The 23,783-nt window shown below is 59.8% G+C and carries 20 protein-coding genes and 1 pseudogene; 4 read left to right on the forward strand and 17 right to left on the reverse strand.

Going from position 1 to position 23,783, the window contains the following annotated elements:
* Positions 1–54 precede the first annotated feature (54 nt).
* From ACP2YP_RS35415 to ACP2YP_RS35455, 9 genes are all read right to left on the reverse strand, one after another.
* Positions 55–2,694, reverse strand: coding sequence for a hypothetical protein (locus ACP2YP_RS35415; RefSeq protein WP_426420949.1), 2,640 nt, complete (start codon positions 2,692–2,694; stop codon positions 55–57).
* A 1-nt stretch (position 2,695) separates the two neighbouring features.
* Positions 2,696–3,568: a hypothetical protein gene (locus ACP2YP_RS35420; protein ID WP_426420950.1), complete on the reverse strand. Its 873-nt coding sequence runs from the start codon at positions 3,566–3,568 to the stop codon at positions 2,696–2,698.
* On the reverse strand, positions 3,565–4,377 hold the full coding sequence (locus ACP2YP_RS35425; protein ID WP_426420951.1) for a TRAFAC clade GTPase domain-containing protein: 813 nt from the start codon (positions 4,375–4,377) through the stop codon (positions 3,565–3,567). Before ACP2YP_RS35425 ends, ACP2YP_RS35420 begins: the two co-directional genes overlap by 4 nt.
* A gap of 182 nt (positions 4,378–4,559) precedes the next feature.
* Entirely contained in the window at positions 4,560–5,603 is a 1,044-nt protein-coding gene (locus ACP2YP_RS35430; RefSeq protein ID WP_426420952.1) for a GTPase-associated system all-helical protein GASH, read from the reverse strand.
* Positions 5,600–7,051, reverse strand: coding sequence for a metallophosphoesterase (locus tag ACP2YP_RS35435; protein WP_426420953.1), 1,452 nt, complete (start codon positions 7,049–7,051; stop codon positions 5,600–5,602). The genes ACP2YP_RS35430 and ACP2YP_RS35435 overlap by 4 nt, the downstream gene beginning before the upstream one ends.
* 666 nt (positions 7,052–7,717) lie before the next feature.
* Positions 7,718–9,346, reverse strand: coding sequence for a hypothetical protein (locus ACP2YP_RS35440; RefSeq protein ID WP_426420954.1), 1,629 nt, complete (start codon positions 9,344–9,346; stop codon positions 7,718–7,720).
* A gap of 706 nt (positions 9,347–10,052) precedes the next feature.
* A complete protein-coding gene (locus ACP2YP_RS35445; RefSeq protein WP_426420955.1) occupies positions 10,053–10,400 on the reverse strand; it encodes a hypothetical protein in 348 nt (115 codons plus the stop codon).
* A 76-nt stretch (positions 10,401–10,476) separates the two neighbouring features.
* Positions 10,477–11,409 (reverse strand): hypothetical protein, encoded by a 933-nt coding sequence (locus ACP2YP_RS35450; RefSeq protein ID WP_426420956.1) that lies wholly within the window; start codon positions 11,407–11,409, stop codon positions 10,477–10,479.
* A 115-nt stretch (positions 11,410–11,524) separates the two neighbouring features.
* A complete protein-coding gene (locus ACP2YP_RS35455; RefSeq protein WP_426420957.1) occupies positions 11,525–11,860 on the reverse strand; it encodes a hypothetical protein in 336 nt (111 codons plus the stop codon).
* A gap of 393 nt (positions 11,861–12,253) precedes the next feature.
* On the opposite strand from ACP2YP_RS35455, the gene ACP2YP_RS35460 reads away from it, so the two are divergent.
* Both ACP2YP_RS35460 and ACP2YP_RS35465 read left to right on the forward strand, forming a co-directional pair.
* Positions 12,254–12,742 (forward strand): hypothetical protein, encoded by a 489-nt coding sequence (locus ACP2YP_RS35460; protein ID WP_426420958.1) that lies wholly within the window; start codon positions 12,254–12,256, stop codon positions 12,740–12,742.
* A gap of 397 nt (positions 12,743–13,139) precedes the next feature.
* The gene (locus ACP2YP_RS35465; RefSeq protein WP_426420959.1) at positions 13,140–13,604 is read left to right on the forward strand and encodes a hypothetical protein; all 465 of its coding nucleotides are present in this window, start codon (positions 13,140–13,142) and stop codon (positions 13,602–13,604) included.
* 107 nt (positions 13,605–13,711) lie between these two features.
* Here the strand turns inward: ACP2YP_RS35465 and ACP2YP_RS35470 are convergent, their stop codons facing one another.
* Positions 13,712–14,173 carry a hypothetical protein gene (locus ACP2YP_RS35470; RefSeq protein WP_426420960.1) on the reverse strand — a complete coding sequence of 154 codons (462 nt, stop codon included), beginning with the start codon at positions 14,171–14,173 and terminating at the stop codon, positions 13,712–13,714.
* Between the two features lie 1,375 nt (positions 14,174–15,548).
* Between ACP2YP_RS35470 and ACP2YP_RS35475 the strand changes: the two genes are divergently transcribed.
* Positions 15,549–17,252: a recombinase family protein gene (locus tag ACP2YP_RS35475; protein WP_426420961.1), complete on the forward strand. Its 1,704-nt coding sequence runs from the start codon at positions 15,549–15,551 to the stop codon at positions 17,250–17,252.
* Here ACP2YP_RS35475 and ACP2YP_RS35480 read toward each other — a convergent pair.
* From ACP2YP_RS35480 to ACP2YP_RS35510, 7 genes and pseudogenes are all read right to left on the reverse strand, one after another.
* Positions 17,234–17,311, reverse strand: a pseudogene (locus ACP2YP_RS35480) (acyl-CoA thioester hydrolase); the annotation flags it as partial. The gene ACP2YP_RS35475 and the pseudogene ACP2YP_RS35480 sit on opposite strands and share 19 nt — an antisense overlap.
* 11 nt (positions 17,312–17,322) lie before the next feature.
* Positions 17,323–17,517 carry a type II toxin-antitoxin system VapB family antitoxin gene (locus ACP2YP_RS35485; RefSeq protein WP_426420962.1) on the reverse strand — a complete coding sequence of 65 codons (195 nt, stop codon included), beginning with the start codon at positions 17,515–17,517 and terminating at the stop codon, positions 17,323–17,325.
* A 56-nt stretch (positions 17,518–17,573) separates the two neighbouring features.
* Complete coding sequence (locus ACP2YP_RS35490) at positions 17,574–18,491, reverse strand: metallophosphoesterase (protein ID WP_426420963.1); 918 nt, start codon at positions 18,489–18,491, stop codon at positions 17,574–17,576.
* A gap of 129 nt (positions 18,492–18,620) precedes the next feature.
* A complete protein-coding gene (gene ruvB, locus ACP2YP_RS35495; protein WP_426420964.1) occupies positions 18,621–19,679 on the reverse strand; it encodes a Holliday junction branch migration DNA helicase RuvB in 1,059 nt (352 codons plus the stop codon).
* A 125-nt stretch (positions 19,680–19,804) separates the two neighbouring features.
* A complete protein-coding gene (ruvA, locus tag ACP2YP_RS35500; RefSeq protein ID WP_254133958.1) occupies positions 19,805–20,422 on the reverse strand; it encodes a Holliday junction branch migration protein RuvA in 618 nt (205 codons plus the stop codon).
* Positions 20,419–20,946 (reverse strand): crossover junction endodeoxyribonuclease RuvC, encoded by a 528-nt coding sequence (gene ruvC / locus ACP2YP_RS35505; protein WP_200471882.1) that lies wholly within the window; start codon positions 20,944–20,946, stop codon positions 20,419–20,421. The genes ruvA and ruvC overlap by 4 nt, the downstream gene beginning before the upstream one ends.
* A 98-nt stretch (positions 20,947–21,044) precedes the next feature.
* On the reverse strand, positions 21,045–21,791 hold the full coding sequence (locus ACP2YP_RS35510) for a YebC/PmpR family DNA-binding transcriptional regulator (protein ID WP_426420965.1): 747 nt from the start codon (positions 21,789–21,791) through the stop codon (positions 21,045–21,047).
* Positions 21,792–22,000: 209 nt separating this feature from the next.
* Here ACP2YP_RS35510 and ACP2YP_RS35515 point away from each other — a divergent pair, with 209 nt between their 5' ends.
* Complete coding sequence (locus ACP2YP_RS35515; protein WP_426420966.1) at positions 22,001–23,743, forward strand: methyl-accepting chemotaxis protein; 1,743 nt, start codon at positions 22,001–22,003, stop codon at positions 23,741–23,743.
* Positions 23,744–23,783 lie beyond the last annotated feature (40 nt).

Consider the following 23,783-nt stretch of genomic DNA (forward strand, 5'->3'; position numbering starts at 1 on the left):
AGCGCTCGCGACCATTTCCGCGCGAGCCAATCGAGGCCCGCGCCTCCGGTTCGGTCATGAGCGGAATTCGCTGAGCGCAATGTGCATTCGGTGGCGCTCATTCGCGCTCAGCCGGGGCAATTCGGCGTCCATTTCACGTATGTAGGCACGGCCCCGGCCGGTACGGCGGAGTTGATCGAGCGTCGAGTCGGCGATCCCGGCATCCAGCGATGCGAGGAGGAGCCTATGGGGCGGCCAATTCGAACGGACAAATGTTTCTATTAGATCCCGTTGCGCCGAACGAGCCCGGTCCCAGTCCACAAAGAAGCTCAGCGGCAGCAGAACAAACGCGGGAATGGTGTACTGATCGCCTTCCTTCGACCTAAGCAACTCGGCGTAGATCGTAGGGAACGATGCGACGATCAGCGAACTCACAGGAAGCAACGGAGACTTCAAAGCGAACGAGAGCGCCGTCGAACAAGCCTTGAATTTGGCCTCGGACGACGAGCACTGCTCGATCAGTCTCGCCCATGCATCGTATGCCGGCTCTCCCAGGTTCTCTCCGCAGCGGTAGGCCAAACGCTCGCTGAGGATGTCTATATGGTACGAAATCGTGGATCGAAGCGTTTCACTGCCACCTTCGATCAAAGCGACGTTTTGGGCAATGCGAGAGGGGCTGGCCCTGTTGTCCGTCGCCAGATGGATGAGATGGCGCGTTCCGATCTTGCCGACCGCTTCCTCCAAAAAGAACGGCACGCGCGCATCATGAGGCGGCGCGTCCGCCAACGCGCGAGCAAGAAGATTGTCCAACAGGTCGATCGAAGCATCCGCAGGGAGGTTGGGCAGGATCTCGCGTCCCAGATCCAATGCCCGATCCCGATCCACCTCTCCAAGCCTTAGGATGCGGGCGATCCCTAAAGCTCCATTCTGAAGGTTTCGCGAGAGCAAGGCGAGCATACGATCTCTCGTCAGCGCGTCTCGCTGCGCCGCGAACACCTGCCTTTCGGACGCCGCGGAGATAAGCGCGACGAAAAGGCGCGAAGCCCTTTCTTCGTCCTGCAGGTCGTGGAACCAGACGACGTCCGCTACATCGAGACGCAGAGAACTGAGCAAAAATCTGTCGGATCCCGGTCCGCTATCGCAAGCGTAGACGGCGTTTCTCAACGCATTCAAGGAACCTTCGTCCCTCGCCGCGTCCGTAATCGGCTGGTCGAACTCCGGTATAGCAAAGCGGCACGCGCGTCCAACATCTACCGCAAACTTCGTCAACTCGGCGTCGGATGCTCCGTCCAATAGGGGCCTGATCAGCGGAGTGAGTGCCGCATCGATGAAGTAGGAACCCGCGATCGGTCTTAGCGCGCGTCTGAGCGCCGGATCGGCTGACGCTAGAAGACCCTGCAGCTTGTGGATCCAGGACGGGCCAAGATTCTTCGTCAGTGCAAACACCGACCGGGAAAACAACACCGAACGGGCAGCCAGCGCTGTCAGGAGTTCGGCCGGTAGGAGTTCCAAGCGGTCGGCTTGATCAAGCTCCTGTCCGTCGAGCCCGTCACCGATAGCGCCGATCAGCTGCGGGGGAAGGTCGCGAGGCCCGTACGAAGCGGATTCGAAGAAGTCTAAGGCCTTTCCCGGAAGCTTGCGCGCGAGCCCAACTGCCCGATGATGCAGGACCGTGGCGATCTCATCCGGAATGGCATTCTTGTCCGACATCTTGGTCAGCAATGCTGAGAAAAAGAGCCAAGCTTCGTCCGTAGAGAGTTTCTCCGCTGCCAACTCTATCGAATTCTTCAGAAGAGGATGAAGACTGGCGACGGACTGGACCGTCCCCCCGGGAGTTGCGTTGAGTATGTCGAGAAGCCCCAACACGGCGCTCGGCGTCGAAGCGGCCTTCGCGACAAGCTCGTTCCAGAGGAGCGACAATCGAAGCGCCGATTCGTCGCCTCGGTCATCCTCTCTCAATGTGCCGAGGACATCGCGATCCACTAGTCTGGGGTTGTCGGACTGAAAGATCTGCTGCGCCGTAGCGTTCGACCAGCGATGTCTCGGCGAGCCAGGACTGCTGACGTCGATACGTCGCCCTGTCCAATCATTGAAACGGCTCCGCGCGGACTTGGGCACGAACAGAAGATCGAAAAGGCGACCTTCAATCTTCCTCGGTGCGAGGGAGAACGTGCATCCCGCGAAATTACGCCGGAGGCCAGGCCAAAGAGCCGATAGAAGTCGAGTGAAGATCGCTTCTGCTTCCGGCGTCTCGAAGAAAACGATCGGCTGCCGCTTCTCGAGGAACAGCGCCTCCACCAGCTCCACGGTACGCGCGTCCTCGACCTTGGGAAGAATACCGCGAACATCGGCGGGAGACGTGGAAGCGAGTTTGGTGTCGCGGTCCACGGGTACCAAGAGGGCTGTGAGTTGCGAGATGTTTGCGAAGCTTTCCCAATAGCTCATGGGGACAAGAAGGCTGCGGGTCAGCACGCAGCCGGCGCGCGGCGCCTCGCGGTCCTGCCACGTCCGCGCAAGGACATAGTGCGTTCCGCTAAGAAGCGGATAACCGGTCAGATACGGTTCGAACACCTCGCCGGGACGGACAGATCCGGCCATGTCGGATAGTCGATCGACCGTATCTTGATCCTCTGACGGCAATCGAAGGCTTGCGCCCAACAGTTGATGACCGTTGCGATAGCCGTGCTCCTGTTGATCGATGCGAACATCCGTCATTTCACGGTTGGCCTTGGACCACCCACGCTACAGGTAGGGTAATGTCTTGCTTCGTTTGAATGCCGTCATCCGATTCCAGAACGACATATCCCGACGATTGAAGAGTTGTGGTGAAGAACTGCTGCTTGAAGTCCCTGTCGATGAAGTCGCCGCCGACGATGCTGACCCCAAAAACGCTTATTTCGAATTTCGTTATATCTTCTATTCGACCTGCCAACAGCGGATATTCCGAGGCCAGATAGGCTATAGGGCCTTTTTTTGCACTCAACGCATCCAGACGGTCCCAGGCGGTGATCAGAATGGCGACCCGTGGCCGGATCTCTCCGCTTTCCGTACCCAGAGCGTGCTCCATGAAGCGTAAGAGCTCGCAAAGCGCCACCTGCGTCGGAATCGCGCGTTTATCCGCATCTGCTTCCTGGGCCGAGCCGCCCGCGTGACTCAGCAACTTCGACGCAGTAACCCAATCGAGCGGCTCGACATTGATGTCGGAGCCCACCCGAACGAAAAGAAGCGCTCCAGTGGCTGCCTTCAGACCGTCCATCCACTGATCGGGCAGTTCGCTCGTCTCGACGGCGTTCTTCCAAAGCTCGCCCGACACATCCGGCACGACGATCTGGAAGCTCTCGGATTGCGCTCCCGAAGCTCGGACGGGTACCTCGAAGCTATCCCCCTCTTCGAGCGCCTTGTCGGTCCTAGGGGCAAAATGTCCTTGAAGAAGGTGCGCGAGAGCGTCCTCGACATACTTGATATCGCCCGGAACCTCCGGCGCGATCAACGAGCCTTGCCGGGCGCGTAGAGCCGCCCACAGCCTGGCAAGATAGTTTGTCTTACCGGAATCGGGGCCGCCTACCAGTACGATGGAGTGCTGCGTCATGCCTGCCTCTTCAGGTTGAACCGCATCATGGCTCGATTCTGCAAGGCAGCATCTGCCTCCTCTGGCCAGAATTCCGGCGTCGTTCTTCCGGTTTGCATGCTCGCCAGCATGAGTTCATGAATCCCGCTGCCAGCAGCGACGCCTCCCTCCGCAGACGCAAAGGATGCAATTTGGAAGATCTCCATCGAAAATCCCTGTGATTGGGCTTCCGCGCAGATTTCCTCGAGGGTTTTGTCGTCGACTTCGCATTGGTCACGACGCGTAACGACCAGCAGCAGCGGAACAGACTTATCGATTAAAGCCGCAACCCGCTGCACGAGAAGCTTGGCCCGATGAATGGCCAATTGACGCGTTTCGAGTACCGTCAACTGGCGGCCATCCAACATGAGCCATAGAACGTCGGCTCCCTTCAGGAATTGAAGGCGGTCGGTCCTGTTCTTTTCGATCAGCGATGAGGTCCATTCTCCTGGCAGATCAGGCAAGAGCAGATCATTGGACTCAGCGCCATCGGCCGCCAATCGGAGATGAAGAAAACCCGCGCTGCGGTCGTCTGCGAGCTCGGTATGGACTGTCAATTGGTCCGGCGGCTGCCCTTCGTTCCACTGTCGTGCACCTTGGCTCAATTCATCGAAAGCCATGAGACTGCGGCTGTCTCGAAACCGTATTCGGCCAAGCTTGTTACGAGCCAAAAGCAGATAGAGGCTGACGAGGGCGGCCGTTTTGCCGGCGTCAGGTGTACCCAAGACCCCGATCAGGCGGCAGTAGCGGCTCCCCATCATCTCGGCCGACTGCAGGGGCGTCAGGGTCAAGCTTAGCGGGAATCGGGGACGCTTCTTCGGCTCCGCGAGAGGCGCGATCTGCTCGGCAATGCCTTCTCCTTGCGAGGCTTCGGTCCGGCCGGCTCGGTGCGGGCAGGAGACCGGATCGTTGTTGAGAAGGCATGTGCCGGTCTCGCCGACCGTGCAATTGTCCTGGCTACAGGGGGCGCCCATTAGATGGCTACCGCCGGCAAGACAGAGGTCACGTGAAGGGCGGACCGTTCCAAGAGCGCCCGCTCCGCCCACTCCGAGATGGAACGCTTGGTCTTTGTGTTGGCATGTGCGCTTGATCCGCTGAGCAGCGCGCTCAAAAGCGGAAACACCGACGGGCAGGCCAAAACAGTACTATTGCCGCGGAAAGGTGTGGCCAACTTCTCCCGATCCTCATCGAGCTCGCGAAGGAGCTCCGCGAGATTCATTGGAACGGTCTTTCCCACGTTGCGGAGAACGAGGTTCCGGTGAGCTTCTCCTGGCATACGTCGGAGCAATTGCCCCGCTTCGAGTCCACTCGAAACTGCTCCGGCTGCGGGGTTTTGGCACAGCGAATAGCGTTGCTGCAATAGATCGCTCCAATCGGCCAAGACCCACCAGAGCAGCTCGAGCTCTTCGCGGTCTATCGCGGCGTTGGCGCGTAGAGCTGCTATCGCTTCCGAAGCCCCCTTGTTGAGGGCCTTGGCCGTTTGCGCGGCATCGAATGGCTCGGGTGGTTTGACATCGATGTCGGGAACGTTCGCTCGCTGTCTGCTGGTCGTCGCGGACCGAATCGTAAGCGATCGACAGGCTCCCAGCAGCTCCGTCCTCAACGCCTCCAGCTTCGCGTCACTTCTGGCGGACTGGAAGGCCAGAGCCGACCAAAGGCCGACGGCAAAAACGGCGGGGGTAAGTGTGTTGCCCGTAGTCGGAGTAGACTGCTCGATGGCTTGCAGAGCCCCCAAAAGGGCGCAGACAGTGACTTGCAGGGGCTGTTCTCCGGCAACGAAGGCCTCCGCTCCAGCCTTGCGTACGGCCGCTTCGACCTCTTTGGACATGGCCTCGGAGACCTGTCCCTTCACTGCGATCGCAGCGGCTAGGTCATTTGCGCTCTGGAATATCTGAAGCGCCGTCCGGCTTTTGTTGTATCGGCCAGCTAAATCCTTCACGGCTGCGGTCCGTTTCATCACGAGGTCGTCCGACGGATTGGCGTCGAAGATCCTCACATGTGTCGCAATATCGGTCATTCGGTCCCCCTGCGCGGCTGCGGCTGTCGTTGAAGAATTTCGTTTGTCGCATCCTGAAGTTCAGTGCCCCGCCCGATGTGGACCAGACGATCGAAAGCGCCTCGTTCCATCGCATGTGTCAGCGGATCCGGCCACTCGGCGGGCAGGGCCTTCAGCTTCACGAGAACTTCCAGGCGCTGACCCGGCGACAGATCACGAAAGAACTGCAGCAGCAGAAGCGGAATGTCTGCAGCCACATCGACACCTCCGGCGTTGTTCTCGTCCAGCTGCGCTTCTTTAGCAGGCGGTTCAGCGGGTGGCACAGCGGCGGCCGCCGCCTCGGGCCGAGAGGCGGCTCGAAAGTTCGGAGAGCCAAGAACGATCGAACGTTGTCGCCCGCCAAGTCGATGGTCGTCTTCATCGAAGTCTTTCTTGTCGTCCGACCAGGCTCGCGGGACGATTGTAACCATTAATCCGTCCGATGCCGGATCCCAGTCGAATGTGAGAAGGTTGTAGGTGTAGGTAAACCCATTTTCGGCTTTCGGCGGGACGGTCGCACCCGCAGCCAGCATCATGAGGTCGCTTCCCGGGCCGGTATTTTCGAGCTTGAGCGCCGGATTGTGTTCATGGCCCGATACGAAAACACGAGAACGACTGCGGACATACCGACGGGCATCTTCCGAGTCCTGCAGCCAATGCAGCGGATGATGGCAAAGTACGACCAGCTCTTCTCCCGGTCTGCGAGGCAAAACCCGCTGTCGTGCTCCGAGCAGAAGACGCCCTTCTTCGTCGTTGATCGAGCAGATCAGCGCCGAATTCAAACCGATGACCCGCAGGATCCGCCCCGGTGCCAGCTCGTAGCTGCGTTCACTTGCAATTCCGCCGCCTCCGTCCAGCGGACAGTTGTATCCCTCGGCGAAGGGACGATAGGCCGCGAAACGATTGTAGAGCGATTGGCGATCGAGCTCGGTCTTTAGAAATTCGTCGAGAAGCTCTTCCCCCTTCTCGACGATGGCGTCCAGCATCATCCGACAACCACGCGTGATCTTTTTGCGGTCGATATCGTGATTGCCGGGAACGACCTGGACGGAAGTCTTGTCGCACTTCACCGCGTTGGTGAGACGATCCAGCCAGGCTGCGGCGTCGTGGTATTCGCTGCTCTGGCCGGCATAGGCGACGTCGCCCGTAACAATGATGCCTGCAGCGGGTCGCCCGCCGGCATGCGCTTTCATTTGAGCGGCAGCGTCCTCGATGAGACGCTCCTTGACATCGTTGTTGGTGATGACCGCGCCGCCCTTCTCCTGCCCGAAATGGATGTCCGATAAATGTATGAAGGTGATCGGCATACTGCCCTGATGCTCACGGTTGAATGATTCTTCATGTTTACCACATGCCCGGAAGACGCGGCTTGCTACCTTCGTCTTCCGCACTCCAAAAGATTTTCTCTTGTCGACCTTGTCACCGCGCAAGGCAAAAGCAGTCCTAGGGTTTTCCCTAGGTTTGGCTCATGATCTTAAGTCAAAGACGAACGCGCAGTCTTGGAGTGCCCAGCTCGAGCCCTCCTGCTGGCTCGCTGAGCGTCAGATCGAGCGGCAGATGAGCGGGTTCGTGCGGCGACAATGATCATGTCGCTCCCCTTGATTCGCGGCGGAGGCTCGAAGCCACCCGACAAAAACCACGCCGTGGTCCGCAAAGTCCCTGCCAAGCGATTCGCCAGAACGCCAACGTTGGCAAGCCTTGCTCCGGAATGGCGTCAGGAATTCAGGCGGAGACCGGGCGACGTGTCCTCAAAGATGAGAGCGGGATCGACGGGAGATGACGTTTGCCGAAAGGAAGGTTCACCCAATATTCTAATCAGTTGTCTGCTGCAGCCCACTAGGCATTACCCTAGGTGGCTACCTCGTCTCGTTGGTCGAGCGCCTTTTGAGCTGCGGCAGCGGTCATCTGATTAAAGCCCCTCTCCCGCGCCGACGCCCTGACCGATCGTAGTTACCCTAAACTTTAACCTTTTCCTCTAGTCGTTTCGTATGAGCATAGGCGAGATTGACGAGGACAAGCTTGACGCTTTTCCAACCGTCGCGGCTATGGCTGCGCAAACGCAGGGACGATCTCGCGCTAACCCCCCTGATTAGCTCTTACTTTGCAGTCGGAGTCGCATTCTGTGACGTCTGTTGAACGAGCCATATGATCGCGCGAAATGCCCTAAGGTTTGGCGTTACCAGTCGAAACCCGTCTTTCTCCGGCTTCGATAAGTAGCCGGGCGCGAGGTATTGCTTCATGGGCTCCAGGTTCAGGGTGAAATCCGGCAGCATCGAAGCAAAGATCGGAACCTCTGGCAAAGCGCAACATAACGACGGCGCGACTTCGCCTCCGCTTCTTGCCTCGATTTCCCGCCGAATGCGTGATGATAGGGTCCATGATAGCGGTGCCTGAAATTGATGATCGAAAAGTTCGTAACTATGCACAGCCTGAAAGCCAGCCGCTTCTGCATCTGTACTCCGAAATCGGCGTGATTCACGAACCGCTTCAAAAGTCGTTATCGGAGCAAATAGTTCGGATTGGGCGTCCCGGGATCCTTCCATTTGCAACGCCGAGCGAGCGTGACCGAACGAAATCAGGTGGAATTCGAGATTGCCGGCGAGCTCCTTCGTTTCGTTCGCCGATCGCAATTGTCTCATAATCCCGATTGCCGTTGAGATTCCGCTATTGTCCCAGAAACCTCCATCGATGAGCTGAAGGTCCGTGGTCTCCCGCAATGTAGTATCTGCCGCGGCGTAAACTTTGTCCGAATGCAACAGGCCTGGTGGAGTGACGTACGGAAATCTTGCGCTCAGAACGGAAGCGGTGGCCCTGGACATCTGTAGATCCGGCCGGTACTCTAGAATGTTGAAGTAGTTTGGACGTGTATAAGTGTTGGCCTGAATGCCATCGATGATTAGAAGTCTGAAGCGATCCGCTCGCTCTTGTTCTTCCTTGGTGGAAAAGCGCCTTCCGAATAATCTCATTGATTGCGCCACGAGCTGTTCGAGCAGTTGAACCGGTCGTTGGTCGGCCATATAGAGTTGAGATACGATGACTGGCCTTCCATAGTTTGCGCTTGTACTGTTGAAGAACAAGGCGGGGGCGGTGCCCGATGGGGACCATGTTGAATAGAATTGCGTTTCGGTCGTCTCTGATTTAGGCGAGATTGCCTGATGATAGGCGAGCTCCAGCGTTCGAGCCCTATCGGGAAGAAGACGAAGCTGCGGGATCAGCAGCGTAGGAAGGTCGAACAGAAGCCCGGTGGCCAAGACCGGAGTAACGAAATCGCTCGAAAAGAAGTCTCGCACCGACGTTTCCAACGGACCGGGAGCTACGACCTTGGTCGAACAGCGGTCGTCGAGTGTCCCTTTCTGGCGAAGCAATTCGGTAAACATTGCCGCGCCGAAGCTACCACCAGACACCGAGCTGATCGCAAATACATGATTCCTGAGCTTTGGGCAGACGTCATAAAGACGAGCAAGCGAAAGGGCGGTATGATAGGCGGCATACTGTCCGCCTCCCTGAGCGGCGACTATGAAGACCGGATACTTTCGGGTCGCTGAGTTGGCGCGGTCGCCTATCCACTCATGAAATGCTGTCGCTACACCGGGGATCCCTCTTTGGCGAGCGAGAACTTGTATGTCTGCGGTAGTTTTGGGCTTATCGGTGAGCAACGAGCCCGTTGTATGAACAAACTCTGGCGCAGAGCTTCCGACGAGCTGGCAGATGACCACTACTGCCAAAAGCCAAGGCGCAAAGCCGTCATTTCAGAACGTTCTCAATCTTAATCGCGTCGTCGGGGACTTCAACGCCAGGCTGCGGATGTCGATGTCCGGTTCGGACAGGTCCGAAGGTAGATACGGTTCGCAAATCGGATCGGGATGTGCCCGAGGTCCACTGTGTAGTCCTGGACGAGTTGCCAGGCGTTCTCGGCGAAGATCAGTCGGAGCCAGTCGCGTTTGTCGCCCTTACCCGACGGCAAAAGGCTTTTGTAGACCTGCGCGGCCGGAAAGGTCCTGTCGACGGGTGTGCGAGCCTACTTCGACTTCTGGGGCTGTGGCACGAACTAAACGCGCGTTCGATACTGAGAAGGACAGGCCACCGCGATCAGCCGGTACGTTGGCGTAGCGAATTCGCTTGCCGTCGGTCGCCGGGACTGACTTGCGTTCTCACGTTATCACCAACAGAAGGACATGCCCTAAACCACCCGCGCGGCGACGCCTGCATAGGGAGACTTCACTCAGAGAAGCCCGCCGATCGCCGTTCATCAGGACTGGCAGTGTCTGAGAGCGGCGACGCGGAATATCGTTTGGGTGGACCACTTAAACCCTCGTATTCAGCTTGAAGGGTTCCGGCTGTTGAGCGTTTTCAAGCGCCATCGGACAAGTTAGCGCTTATCCTGCCGTTGATCATCAAAAGGTATCTCGGCTTGTCCGAACACGGCCCTCATCACTTTCGCCGCCGGAAGGCACGGATTTGCCGCTCCACCTCGGCCTTTGAAGACTGGTTGTCGAAACGAGCAATAGCTCGGCCAAGGCGATTTTCTTCCCGAAATTCGATGCGCTGATTTTTGTAGCCGCCCCAAACGCGGCGACCGTTAAATTGTGCCCAGCCGCTTCTGCCGGTCAACTTCCCATTGTAAAGCGAGCCAAAGAGACTGCCGGGATCGGCATGCTCAAAGACCGCCTCGATTACGATTGGCAAAATGTCCTCGATTTGCGGCGCGTGATGATTTGCGCGTTTGTCTGCTTTGGCGCGAAACTCGCTCCGTTTGGCTCGTGTGTTCAATGGCAGCATTGGCTCTTTCTCCAGGATCAGAAAGCGGCTGGTTAGAAATGTGCGCTCTCGATAATGATGAACGTCGCTCGTGACTTCAATCTAACGAACCCGGCGCGACAATCAGTTCCGCAATGTCTCGAAGCGAGCCCATTTCGAATTTGAACGGCTGGAACGGTGGAGGCGTAGACCGCGTGATGACAACTCGAAACTCCCACTGATACGCAAACCGAAAATGCTTCGCGCACTGGATCGCTTCATCTTGAACGGTAACGAATTCGGCTGGATCGTCTGAAACAGAAAGCGGGTCGTAGTAGTACGCCGGTATAAGGCGTACGTTTCCCACGCCGGCCACCTGCGCTGCCACAGCGTTTGCAAATCTCTCAATGAACGCATCAATGTCGTTTATCGCAAGACACGCATCACTCCCGAAATCCATAAATAGGCGATAATCGTAGACGGAAGCGCAGCACCAACAATAATAATCGCTGGTAGAAAAATCTATCTTTTTTCCGTCACGATACCAACTTATCGTGAGCTCGTTATCCTGACGCGCCGCGCCATCCGCGCTTGCGAAATACGACGCTGGCTTGACAAGCAATTCGCCCCGCTCATACAACGCGCGCATGTGCCCTGCCTTCCCGAATTTGAAGAGCATTCTTGGCGCATTAAAATAGCTTTCGCGGGAATGCTGCGAGGCACTCACCCAATCCGGCCTACGACACCAACTCTCATCCGCCAAACGTCTAATCTTTTCCGGCGGGTTGGTCGATTGCTCACCATCAAGCAGCCCCCGAATTAGAAATTCCTCCGCCAATTCGGCGTACAGCAACAAAAAGTCAATGTTACGCGTCGGAGCACGCATTCCATTCCGCTTCGGCTGAATTAAAGCGTACTTGCCGTCATCGCGAAGCGTCAGCACGTTCGCCAACACGTCATGCAAACGTTGTTCGAGTTCGTCTCTACTGAGAGATTGGATATAGCGATTGTTACGGTAATGAAATCGCTGTATCTCAAGCACCGCTTGCAAGCTGACCGGTCGCGGGAAACGAAGAACGCGCTCGGGCTCTCCTTTCTTTCCCTTTAACCTAGGCACAAACGAACTAAGCAACGTCGAGAGCGTCTCGCGCAGCTTGAGCGCTTCCTCAAATTGAGGTCGCTATGTCGGTCCACTCCACCACGGCTGTGGCGCATTGAACTACGACCTCCCTGCCGTTCAACACCATGCCATGAGCTTTGGTCAATTGAGCCAATCGCGGCATGTACTCGTACGTCACTGAATATTCGTTCGGGTCCAGCGTGATCGAATACTGTAGCCGCGAAAGCCATTCGGAGAGCTTCAATGCTTCCACTATGGGCATTCTCAAGTCGCCGCGCTCCCCCGCGTTCGTGGCGCACTGGACCACAAGATCGTTGCCATCCAAAGTTATGCCGTGGACCTTAGTCAGTCGGGCCAGGCGGGGCATCAATTCAAAGGCCATAAACAATATCCGATCAAGCAGTCGTTCTGCCTAAATGAATGTTCACTTGGGCAGCCAACCGACCAGAGCAGTTATGCTGTTTCAGAATTGGTAGCAGAATTTTCCGCACGCGACTAAAAATTGACTGCATTGATGCATTTGTGATTTTCAGCCCCTTTTTTCCATACCGGACAGATTGTCCTATATGGAACGCTCGCCGCGTCCGCGTCCGGCGACTTGACGTGTGGAAGCGACCTAACCCAACATCCACCTCGCTCGACCGAGATCGCTCGCGACCAGTACCCCAACTCGCAAGAGGGTGACGCCTTGTAGACCGCTGAACAGCAATCTCTGTTCGCTGAGCGATGCGCCATGCCTTGCGAGTGACCGCAGACTTATTTGGAAGAGGATGACATGCCCCACGATTTCCTGTCCATCGAACAACTCCGCAGGCAGCTCATGCTGCTTGAAACTCGCCAGTTTCGCAGGTTTGATCGTGCGACCGGTAAATTTGACGAGCAGGCACAAGCTGACGACATCGCCTCGCTTAAGCAATTGATTGAAACCGAAAGTCGCGCCGTGCGGCCCGTCGCCGATGATCTGGCCGCGATCTTCAAAGAACGAGCCCGATACTGGCGAGAAGTAGCAGCCGAACATTCCGATGATGTGCGCCAGTTCGAGGAGGCGGCCAACCGCGCCAACTGCTTTGATCATCTAGACGCGACGAGAGGAGAGGTTGATCCAGCAGTGCTACAGCACTACGCAAAGCTAACCAAAGACTTCACAGGCCGCGAGCTGTGCGCGGATTTGCTGCAACAGGTTGGCTTCGATTGGCAGCCTGCCAACGCCACAGAATTCGTTACAAAGTGCGTAGCGCGAGCCACGAAGCCGAGCGAGGGCTAACGCGACATCCATTCCGACCCGGATCACGCTCGGCACTGGATTGTGTTGTTATACCCCCCTGAAAATTTCTCGCCCTAGCCACCCCCCGGGCGCAAGCGCGGACCGCACCGGTCAGCCGATCACAGTACCTAAATACCTAGAGTGGTCCTCCTCGCTCTATGCGAGCTATCAGGAAGGCGCACAACCTATCCTGGCACAGGAGAGCGACAGCTTGGCGAGGGATGACTTCAGCAGACCAGTCGTCGAGAGACTGGCGAAACGGGTGGGCATGAAATGCTCCAATCCTGATTGCCGCGCGCCAACATCAGGACCAGACGGCGATGATGGCGTGGCCAACACGGGGGTGGCTGCGCACATAACGGCAGCGTCACCGGGAGGAGCGCGCTAGGAAGAGACGATGACGCCCAAGCAACGAAGCGACATCACCAACGGCATCTGGCTGTGCCAGACACACGCAAAGCTCATCGACGATGATGAATTGACCTACAATCCTGCTCTCCGTGATTGGAAAGAAACGGCTGAGCGTATGGCGGCGCTTGAGGCGCGCGGCTTCGTGGTTCGTAAGGCTCGACCATGTCCCGATCTCGGGAAGAATGCTCCTCGGCTCATCGCCGAGATGCGCGCGGATTTGCGGGGACCGCCTTTGGTAAGGCAAATTATCGTCCTGAGGAAAGGGGTGAGCTACAATCCGGGACCGACGCCGTTCTTTGTCTACTACTATCAGGATCACCAAGATTTACTCGCGGTTATAACGATCATGGTGCACTTTGGCGCGATCTACGAGATCGCATTTAACGAGGTGCCGCGATATAATTTTACGGAAGAGTTCGTGTCGTACTTGATCGGGGAATTTGTCGCGTAAGCCAACTGTGGTTCATTCGGCTGTTGGAACGCCTTCAAGAGCCGCGCGGGCAGGGCGGACAAGCTGCCTAAGTCATGCACCGGCTTGTCGCACCCCGCTCGGCGCGGTCAGGCGTGGCTCTCCGCCTTTAGCGCCTCACGTACCGCTACCCCCAACAGGGTGGGTGTGTACTTGATGCCCTTATAACCGCCTTCAGGAAAGTACTCGCGCTGTCGCACGACCAGCGCATCAATGGGCGAGGCGAGGAGCGGAAAAACTGGCTTCAGCCGTCGGGATAGGGCAATTGTTTCTGGCCGGATACTGGACCGAGCGTCGCCGCGGGACATCCACCACGAACTGTCGCCGTACAAGAGGCTCAGCACGAAATGTCGAGGCGCGGGCTGAATAGCCTTCACGACCTCTTTAACCAGTACCGGATCGACAGCGTCTTCCGTCGGTTCAGCCTCGGGGGCTGGCTTCGAAACCTCAGAAAAATACCGCAAAAGGATGCCTGGGGCGGCATTTTCCATAGCTTTTACAATAGCTTGGGCTTCGTGATCGTCCTTTGGTTGGAACAGCACCATATGCATGGGGACCCTCCCAATATTCTTGGTGAGGCCTCACTTAATATAAAACTATGAATAGACGCAAGTGATCTCTGTGCATCGAGCGATCATGCCACCTGCAAGCGGTCCACGGTCGTGTCCTAATCCGCGCGTCCGTCGCGCGCGAGGGCGACTGGCATCGCTGGATCTACGGTCATCACCTCAGCCACAGCGCCAGACGGATGGCGGCCCAGCTTCTCGAGCCGAAGTTGTCGGGACGAGATCGCCCGCAACGTGCTGCTTCGGGACGAACTGGCACAGGGGCACCACCTCGTCCGTCAGGCGCTGCGCGCGATGGAGGAAGGTTTCGACGGGCTCGTCCGCAAGGTCCAGCTCGTGGGCCAGAGCATCTATTCGGACGATCTCGGGACGGACGCCGACTTCTGGCGCAGCTGCGCGCAACGCCAGTTGGTTCAAGGCCGATCCGGGCAAGGATGCCGATCTACGAGCCGTCGATCGGGTATCGTTGGAGTGGACCAAGGCGGTCGCGGGGATGAAGGAGCTGATGCCTAACGGATAGGCGTACGATCGCCCCCTTCGCGCTTGCTGTTCCTCGATCCGCGTTATCCGTGAACTGACCCCTTTCGTGCTCGATGATCTTCTTGATGTTCGGGATGGCGGTCGGCGTGTCGATGCGGACCGCTTCCGAACATACGGCGTTGCCGCCGGTGAGCGCGGGAATGCCACAGGAGAGCTCCTAAGAGAGTTGGACGCAGGTCTTCGGACCTTCGTGGCCGTCACGCGCAAGTATTTTTACTCCGCTTTGCTTAGCGAGTCTGCTCCCGCCTACGACCACCATCGCAGGAGTGCGCTAATACCCGATACGGAGCATTGAGATATTTGAAGAATCTCATTTTCATTCGCCGCCGCCGCGGTCAACATGAATGGACTCACAAGTGCGCAGATCGAGACTTCCATGAGTGCTCCACAGGCAAAGGTCACGTGTGGTCCTGTGATTCCTGTCGGGTCGCGGCCACGGCCGAGGGAAGCTGTGGCTGAACGACGATCTGGATCGGATCATCGCAGCAACAAAGTCGTGAAATTGCAGAGAAGTTCTGGCCGGCACAGGAGCGATCGGAGATGCGAATGGCGGAAGCAAGCGCCGCAAGTAATCACAGCCGCCCCGCTGTAGCGCAGGGCGGAAATTTACGTTAGCTTCCGCTGGCGAGTTTGCAAATGCGTACCCGCATCCGATCGCTCCGAGGACAACGGGCTATCATTCGACCGCTTGCCCCCTCCCACCCTCAGAGCTGGGATAATCCCGACAATGAGGAAATCTGGTTTGACCTGGCGCGCGCCATCGGACGCCAGATCGCACGGGATGAAAACGACGGTTTGGGGCAGCCGATAGAGGACCGGCATGACGACAGCGTCATCCAAGAAAACGGCCGTACTGTACGCCCGCTATTCCAGCGACATGCAAAAGGCGACCTCGATTGACGGTCAGCTATTGCTCTGCAGGAAGGTTGCGTTGCGCAGCAATCTCGATGTCATCGGGGAATTTGTGGATGCCGCAAAATCTGGTCTTACCGAAGGTGCGCGGGACGGCTATCAACGCCTGCTCAACGGTGTGCGAAATCATGACTTTGACGTGGTCGTCGTTGAGCACTTCGACCGCTTGTCGCGCGATCCCGCAACCATCCAGCGTCTCAAGCAGATTTTCGAGTTCAACCGCGTTGAGCTGATGGATCAGAAGGGCGTCTATGCGACCGCCACCGACATCAGCATCGCAAGTCTCTACAATACGATTTACAAGCCGCAGCTCGCCGAAAAGGTTCGGCGCGGCCATGACAACGCTGTTGCCAACGGAAGAATTCCTGGCTCACACGCCTATGGTTATCGGCCGAGGCCGGGCGCGCCCGGCGAACGCGTGATCGATGAGAACGAAGCAAAGATCGTGCTCCGCATTTTCACCGAATATGCGATGGGCCGCTCGACCCGAACTATCGCCGCTGATCTCACCCGCGAAGGCGTGCCCTCACCCGGGGCAACTCGTCACAAGAACAAGGCTGGTCGCACCACCTGGAATCATCAGTGCATCACAGGCGGTCGGCATGGTCGCGGCATTATCGGCAACGATCTATATATCGGCGAGATACATTGGAACGTTTGCTCGACAATTCTCAACCCGGAGACGCAGAAGAAACAGAAGCGCCGCAATCCAGAAGAACGCCATATCATAGTCAAAAAGCCTGAGCTGCGGATCATTCCGCAAGCGCTCTGGGACCGAGCGCAGAAGGTTCGTAGCGCGCGTGCCGTACATATGTTCGGGCCGACTGGCAAGCCGCGCCGCCGCCTCGTGATTCCGCGCAACAATGAACACCCGCTTGCCGGCGTTCTGCGGTGCGGTGTCTGCAACGGCCATATGCGAATCGCTCAATCCTCCCCGAATGGCGCGCCGCGTGCCGCATGCGCCAACGCGCATCAGCGGGGCACCTGCGAGCACACCCGTAGCTTTGACATGGACATCCTGCTCAAGGATGCCTCCGAAAAAATCGAAGCGAAATTGCTTTCGCCGAAGGCCACTGAAGAGGCGATGCGTGCTTGGAAGGAGGAATGCAAAAACGGTCGGAACAAGGGCGGCAGCGAACGCGCTAAACTGGACCGTCGACGCCGTGTGTTGACTACCGAGATCGAACGGCTGACATATGCCATCGCGAACAGCCGTCGCAAACCGGATGAGTTACTCAAGCGGATCGATGAATGCGACCTGGAACGGGAAACCGTTGAAGAGCGCTTGCGGCTGATGGGCAGTGGCGGCGAAAGTGGGATCCCATTCGACCACCCAAAATTCAGTGACCGATACCGTTCGGAGACTCGAAGACTGGTCACTGCGCTCAAGTTCGCCCCGAAGGCGATCGAAACTCGCATCGCCTTCCGCAACTTGATCGGCTGCATTGTAGTGCATCCGGTTCGCAAGCGGATGCCCTACGAATATACGCCCTACATGAACAGCGCCGCCCTTCTCGGTGAGAAACTTTTCCCCGAAAACCGCAAGGCAGGAGAAATCAGCACGTTTGCCTACTACGACAATGGCAAGTCAGGGAAATCCGTGTCCTCGTAATAGACGCGGACCTGCATGTGGTGGCGGCCGTCGCGGATCTCGCCGTCGAGATGTGACATCAAGCTACAACTCACTGAATATCAGGGACGGCGTCGTGGCGACGCACGGGCATCAGACTGGATCCCTCCGGCGCGCGCAAGACGGCGTGCGGCCTCTGGACGAACGCCCTCAATGCTTGCTCGACAACGGCAGATGTCTCTGCAACGCCGACAAACTGTCGTACTTTTGCGAAAAGCTCATCGTTAATTGAAATTGTCGCTATCATGAGCGCTCCTCTACCTCAGATGTAGCATCATCTGATGTAGTTTTCACGCCCCGTCGTCAGGCCACCACCGGCGCCCGCCCAAGCGTCACCTCGACGATCTCCGGCGGCACGCCGACGCGGACCGGTATGACGCTGCAACCGAGGCCGCCGGAGATGATGACGTCGCACTTCAGCCGCAGATGGCCGTAAACGAGCGGAACGCCGTGCTGCGGCGGAAGCGCCGGCGACCAGCCGAACAGGCGGACCTGACCGCCATGGGTGTGGCCAGAAAGCTGAAGCGCGACACGCGCGGGCACGCGCGTCGCGATATAGGGCTCATGCGCGAGCAGGATCACGGGCGCGTCGTCGGTGACCTTTGCGAGCGTCGCGGTGAGATCGTCGGCACCAGAGCGCTGAGCGTGGCCATAGCGCTGCGGCGGCGCATAGGCGAGTTGATCGCCGAGGCCGGCGAGCCAGAACGGGCGACCATTCCTGGTGAGACGCACGGCGTCGTTCTCGTAGACGGGAATGCCAGCCGCTTCCAGCGCGCGATGGGCGACCGTCGGCCCGCGCCCGGCCCGCTGCACGACCTGGTCGTCCCAATAGTCGTGGTTGCCCATGACGGCATGAACGCCGAGCGGCGCCTTGAGGCCAGTCAGCACACCCGCCCATTCACCGGCCGGGATGATGCGCGTGACATGGTGATGACCAGCGACATAGTCGCCGAGCAGCACGATGAGATCGGGCTTGAGCGCATTGGCCTGATCGACGATGGCCTCGATCCGCGGCAGCGACATCCAGGGATCGCAGGCGTGGATGTCGGCGATGACGGCGATCTTCAGCGGAAAATCCGCCGGCCATTGCCGTGGGGTCGGATGATAGCGGGTGATGCGCGGCCGCAACTCCGGCTCGACGCCGACGCCATAGGCGGCCGTCGAGATGCCGAGCGCAGAAAGACCGCCGACAGACCGGATGAGATGACGCCGAGAGATCATGGAAGCCCGTTTCTGATGCGCTTCCGTGATGCGGTCCGATTGGAGCGGAATTGCGGTGCGCTTGTGCAGATCATTTGCAGGGAGATTACCGGAAGTTCATGACACCAGGGCAATGCGCGCTGGCGCAGATCACTCCTCGCTTTCGTCGGTGCCGAACAGGCCGAACTGGGCCGCCGCATCGCGCGACGGCTCGGCGATGCCGAGATGGCGGAAGGCGTGCGAGGTGAGCAGACGGCCGCGCGGCGTGCGCTGGAGATAGCCGCACTGAATGAGATAGGGCTCGATGATGTCCTCGATCGCATCGCGCGGCTCCGACAGCGCGGCCGCCATCGTCTCCACGCCGACCGGGCCGCCACCATAGTTTTGCGCGATGGTCGTGAGGTAGCGGCGGTCCATGGCGTCCAGGCCAGCGGCGTCGACCTCGAGCGCACTCAGCGCATGGTCGGCGATCTTGCGGTCGATCGAGGCGGCATCGGCGGCTGAAGCGAAATCGCGTACGCGGCGCAACAGGCGGCCGGCGATGCGCGGCGTGCCGCGGGCCCGGCGCGCGATCTCGTTGGCGCCGTCGGCGCTCATGCCGACATTGAGCACGCGCGCGCCGCGGGTGACAATCCTCTCCAGCTCCTCGATCGTATAGAAGTTGAGGCGGACCGGAATGCCGAAGCGATCGCGCAAGGGATTGGTGAGCAGGCCTGCGCGCGTGGTGGCGCCGACGAGGGTGAATTTCGACAGCTCGATCTTGACCGAGCGTGCAGCCGGGCCCTCACCGATGATGAGGTCGAGCTGAAAATCCTCCATCGCGGGATAGAGCACCTCTTCCACCGCCGGGCTCAGGCGATGGATCTCGTCGATGAAGAGCACGTCGCGCTCTTCGAGATTGGTCAGCAGCGCGGCGAGATCGCCGGCCTTGGCGATCACGGGGCCTGACGTGGCGCGAAAGCCGACACCGAGCTCCTTGGCCACAATCTGCGCCAGCGTGGTCTTGCCGAGACCCGGCGGACCGACGAACAGCACGTGATCCAGCGCCTCGCCGCGCTTGCGCGCCGCCTCGATGAAGATCGAGAGATTCTTGCGCGCCTGCTGCTGGCCGACGAAGTCGGACAGCGATTGCGGACGCAGCGCAGTGTCGCCGACATCGTCGCTGCGCCGCTCGGGCGAAACCATGCGGTTGGCCTTGGGATCGCTCACTTAGCGAACTCCTCGTAGGGTGGGTAAAGGCGCCCTTCGCGCCGTGCCCACCATGTCTCCGATCGCTCCAAAGGTGGTGGGCACGCTTCGCTTTGCCCACCCTACGAGATTGACCATTGCCGCGCTCACTTCGCGAGCTCCTTCAAGCCAAGGCGAATGAGCTGCGCCGTTTCGGCATTCTCACCCGCACTGCGCGAGGCCGAGGCGATGGCTGCGGCGGCCTGCGGCTGGCCGTAGCCGAGATTGACCAGCGCGGAGATCGCGTCCGCCACCGGCCGCGGCGCGCGCTGCTCGTCGACGGCGCCGGCGAGATGCACGACGGCGGGATCGACATTGGCGAAGGCCGGCGCCTTGTCCTTCAACTCGGTGACGATGCGCTCAGCCACCTTGGGCCCGACGCCGGGGGTGCGCGCCACTGCAGCCTTGTCGCGCAGAGCAATCGCATTGGCGAGATCGGCCGGCGCGAGCGTGCCGAGCACGGCGAGAGCGACCTTGGCACCCACGCCCTGTACGGTCTGGAGCAGGCGAAACCATTCGCGCTCCTGGTCGGTGCGGAAGCCGAACAGCTTGATCTGGTCCTCGCGAACGTAAGTCTCGATCGACAGCACGGCGGCCTCGCCCGGCGAAGGCAGATGCTGCAGCGTGCGCGCCGAGCAATGCACCTGATAGCCGACGCCGCCGACGTCGAGGACGACATAATCTTCGCCGTAGGAATCGATCAGGCCCTTGAGCTTGCCGATCATAGTCCCACCACCTTCAGCCTGAGCGCCGCGCTCTGGCGATGATGGGCATGGGTGATGGCGATGGCGAGCGCGTCGGCGGCATCGGCCGACGGTGGCTCGGCCTTGGGCAGCAATATCTTCAGCATCATCGCGATCTGTTGCTTGTCGGCGTGACCGGCGCCGACCACCGTCTTCTTCACCTGGTTCGGCGCGTATTCGGCGACAGAGATGCCGAACATTGCCGGCGCCAGCATGGCGATGCCACGGGCCTGGCCGAGCTTCAGCGTCGCGACACCGTCCTTGTTCACGAAGGTCTGCTCGACCGCGGCTTCCATCGGATTGTGATTGGAGAGAACCGCCGTGAGCCCCTCATGGATCGCGAGCAGCCGGCTCGACAACGGCAAATCGTCCGGCGGTTCCACCGAGCCGCAGGCAACATAGATCAGGCGATTGCCGTCGGCCTCGATCACGCCCCAGCCGGTGCGGCGCAGGCCGGGGTCGATGCCGATGATGCGAACGGGTTGGCGAATCGGGAGCGCGGTCATGGGCCAGTGATAGCGGTTGGCCCATGATAGCGAAACAGAAACAGAACAGAAGTCCCCGGAGAAAGGCGGCCTGGCAGGTGGAGCGGCGCTCCGAGGCCTCAGCCGCCCATCTTCGCGACCAGCGCGTCCGAAATCTCGAAATTGGCGTAGACGTTCTGGACGTCGTCGTGCTCGTTGAGCAGGTCCATCAGCTTCAAGAGCTTCTCGCCGGTCTCGTCGTCGACCGCGACCGTGTTCTGCGGTTTCCAGATCAGCGCAGCCTTGCGCGGCTCGCCGAACTTGGCTTCCAGCGCCTTGGCGACGTCGCGATAGCTTTCGGTCGAGGCGTAGATCTCGTGGCCGCCTTCGCCCGACACCACGTCGTCGGCGCCGGCCTCGATCGCGGCATCGAGCATCGAATCGTCATCGGCGACGCTGCGGTCGTATTCGATGATGCCGGTGCGGTCGAACATGAAGGACACCGAGCCGGTTTCGCCGAGATTGCCGCCGGATTTGGTGAAGAAGGAGCGGATATCGGAGGCGGCGCGGTTGCGGTTGTCGGTCAGCGCCTCGACGATGACGGCGACACCGCCGGGGCCATAGCCCTCGTAGCGGATCTCGTCATAGTTCTCGCCCTCGTTACCAAGCGCCTTCTTCACGGCGCGCTCGATATTGTCCTTCGGCATGTTCTCCTGGCGGGCCGCGATGATGGCCGCACGCAGGCGCGGGTTCATGTTGGGGTCGGGCGTGCCGAGCTTGGCAGCGACAGTGATTTCCCGCGCCAGCTTGCCGAACAGCTTCGACTTCTGGGCATCCTGCCGCCCCTTGCGGTGCATGATGTTCTTGAATTGGGAATGTCCGGCCATGCGTGATCTTCTCTAGGGAATCGTGCGCCAAAGGTGAGCGTGGGGAAGCGCGGCCTTATAGGCCGCCAACCCACCGGAATGAAAGAGCCTGTCATACTTTAAGGTAATACCGTAGTGACCCTGTGCCCAGAACTCAGGCATCGTTAACCCTGATTTCATCCCGGCCTGCGAAAATAGCGTCCGCCCATCTCTCCACAAGAGTAGACCCAATGGCGTTCGCATTATTTCGGAAGCGCCGGCCGGACATGGCCGCACCAGCGGCAGCCCCGCAGGCCGCGCAGCCAGCGGCCGCACCCGCTCCGGCCGCCGAGGTCGATTCGGCCCGGGAGATCCTGGAACTGCTGGAACTCGAGCTCGGCGCCATGATCCGCCAGCTCGAGCGCGCCGCCAATTCGGTGGCCGGCGGCGCCGAGGCGACTGCGGCGACGCTTGCGGATATCCGCCAGCGCACCGACGCGCTGACCGGACGGACCAATGCCGCCCAGTCGAACGCCTCGAGCTTTGCCCATGCCGCCGACAAGTTCACCCAATCCGCGCAAGGCATCGGCGCGCAGGTCCGCGAGGCCGGCAAGCTCGCCGACCAGGCCAGCGCCGCAGCGCAAGAGGCGCGTGCCAATGTCGATCGCCTGCGTGAATCCTCCGCGGCGATCGGCAACGTCGTCAATCTGATCGCCCAGATCGCGCGGCAGACCACCCTGCTCGCGCTCAACTCCACCATCGAGGCCGCGCGCGCCGGTGCTGCCGGCAAGGGCTTTGCGGTCGTCGCCACCGAGGTCAAGGCGCTCGCGGTGCAGACCCAGGGTGCCACCGAGGAGATCTCCAAAAAGATCGACGCGCTCCAGCGCGATGCCGCCGGCTCCGCCGACGCGGTGCACCGCATCTCGCAGGCGATCGAGGCGATCCGCCCGGTGTTCGACACCGTCAACGGCGCGGTGGCCGAGCAGAACGCCACCACCAGCGAGGTCTCCGGCAACGCGACCAGCGCATCGCAGTTCATCGTCTCGGTCGGCGAGAGCGCGGCCGAGATCGACGCCGCGACCAAGGCCGCCGAGACCCATGGCGAGAACGTCGCCAGCGCCGGCAAGGCCGTGACAACCTTCGCCCAGAAGCTGAAGTCGCGCTGCGCAGTGCTGCTCCGCCAGAGCGAGCACGACGACCGCCGCAAGACCGAACGCCTGCCCTGCCACCTCAAATTCGAAACCCAGCGCGGCGTGTTGCCGGTCTACGAGATCGCGATGGACGGCGTGCTGATCGGCGGTGCGGACGCAAGCCGGCTCGCGCCGCAGGCGATCATTGACGGCAGCCTCGAAGACGTCGGCGCCTGCCGCCTGCGCGTGATCGAGCAGGCCAAGGCCGGCGCCCGCACGCAATTCGTCAACCCCAATGCCGCGCAGCGCGAGAAGATCGAAGACAAGCTCTGGTCGATCCACGAGGAGAACACGGAGTTCGTCACCCGCGCGATGGAGGCGGGCACCGCGCTGACCCGGATGTTCGAGCAGGCGGTCGCGCGCGGCGAGGTCAGGATGGATGACCTCTTCGACACCGACTACGCCGAGATCGCCGGCACCAATCCGCAGCAATACCGCACAAAATATCTGGACTGGGCCGACCGCGCGCTGCCGCCGTTCCAGGAAGGCTTTCTCGCCAAGGAGCCGCGCATGGCGTTCTGCGCCATGGTCGATCGCAACGGCTTCCTGCCAGTCCACAACAAGATCTATTCGCATCCGCAGCGGCCGGGCGATGTCGCCTGGAACACGGCCAACAGCCGCAACCGCCGCATCTTCAACGATCCGGCGGGGTTGGCCGCCGCACACAATCTACGCTCGTACCTGATCCAGAGCTATGCGCGCGACATGGGCAACGGCATCACGGTGATGATGCGCGAGATCGACGTCCCGATCCGCGTGCAGGGCCGGCACTGGGGCGGATTTCGCACGGCCTACAAGCTGTAGTGCATTCCAGATGGGTTTTCGGCAGGGCTGACGACCCTCG

This window comes from Bradyrhizobium genosp. A, assembly GCF_049949275.1.
GTDB lineage: Bacteria > Pseudomonadota > Alphaproteobacteria > Rhizobiales > Xanthobacteraceae > Bradyrhizobium.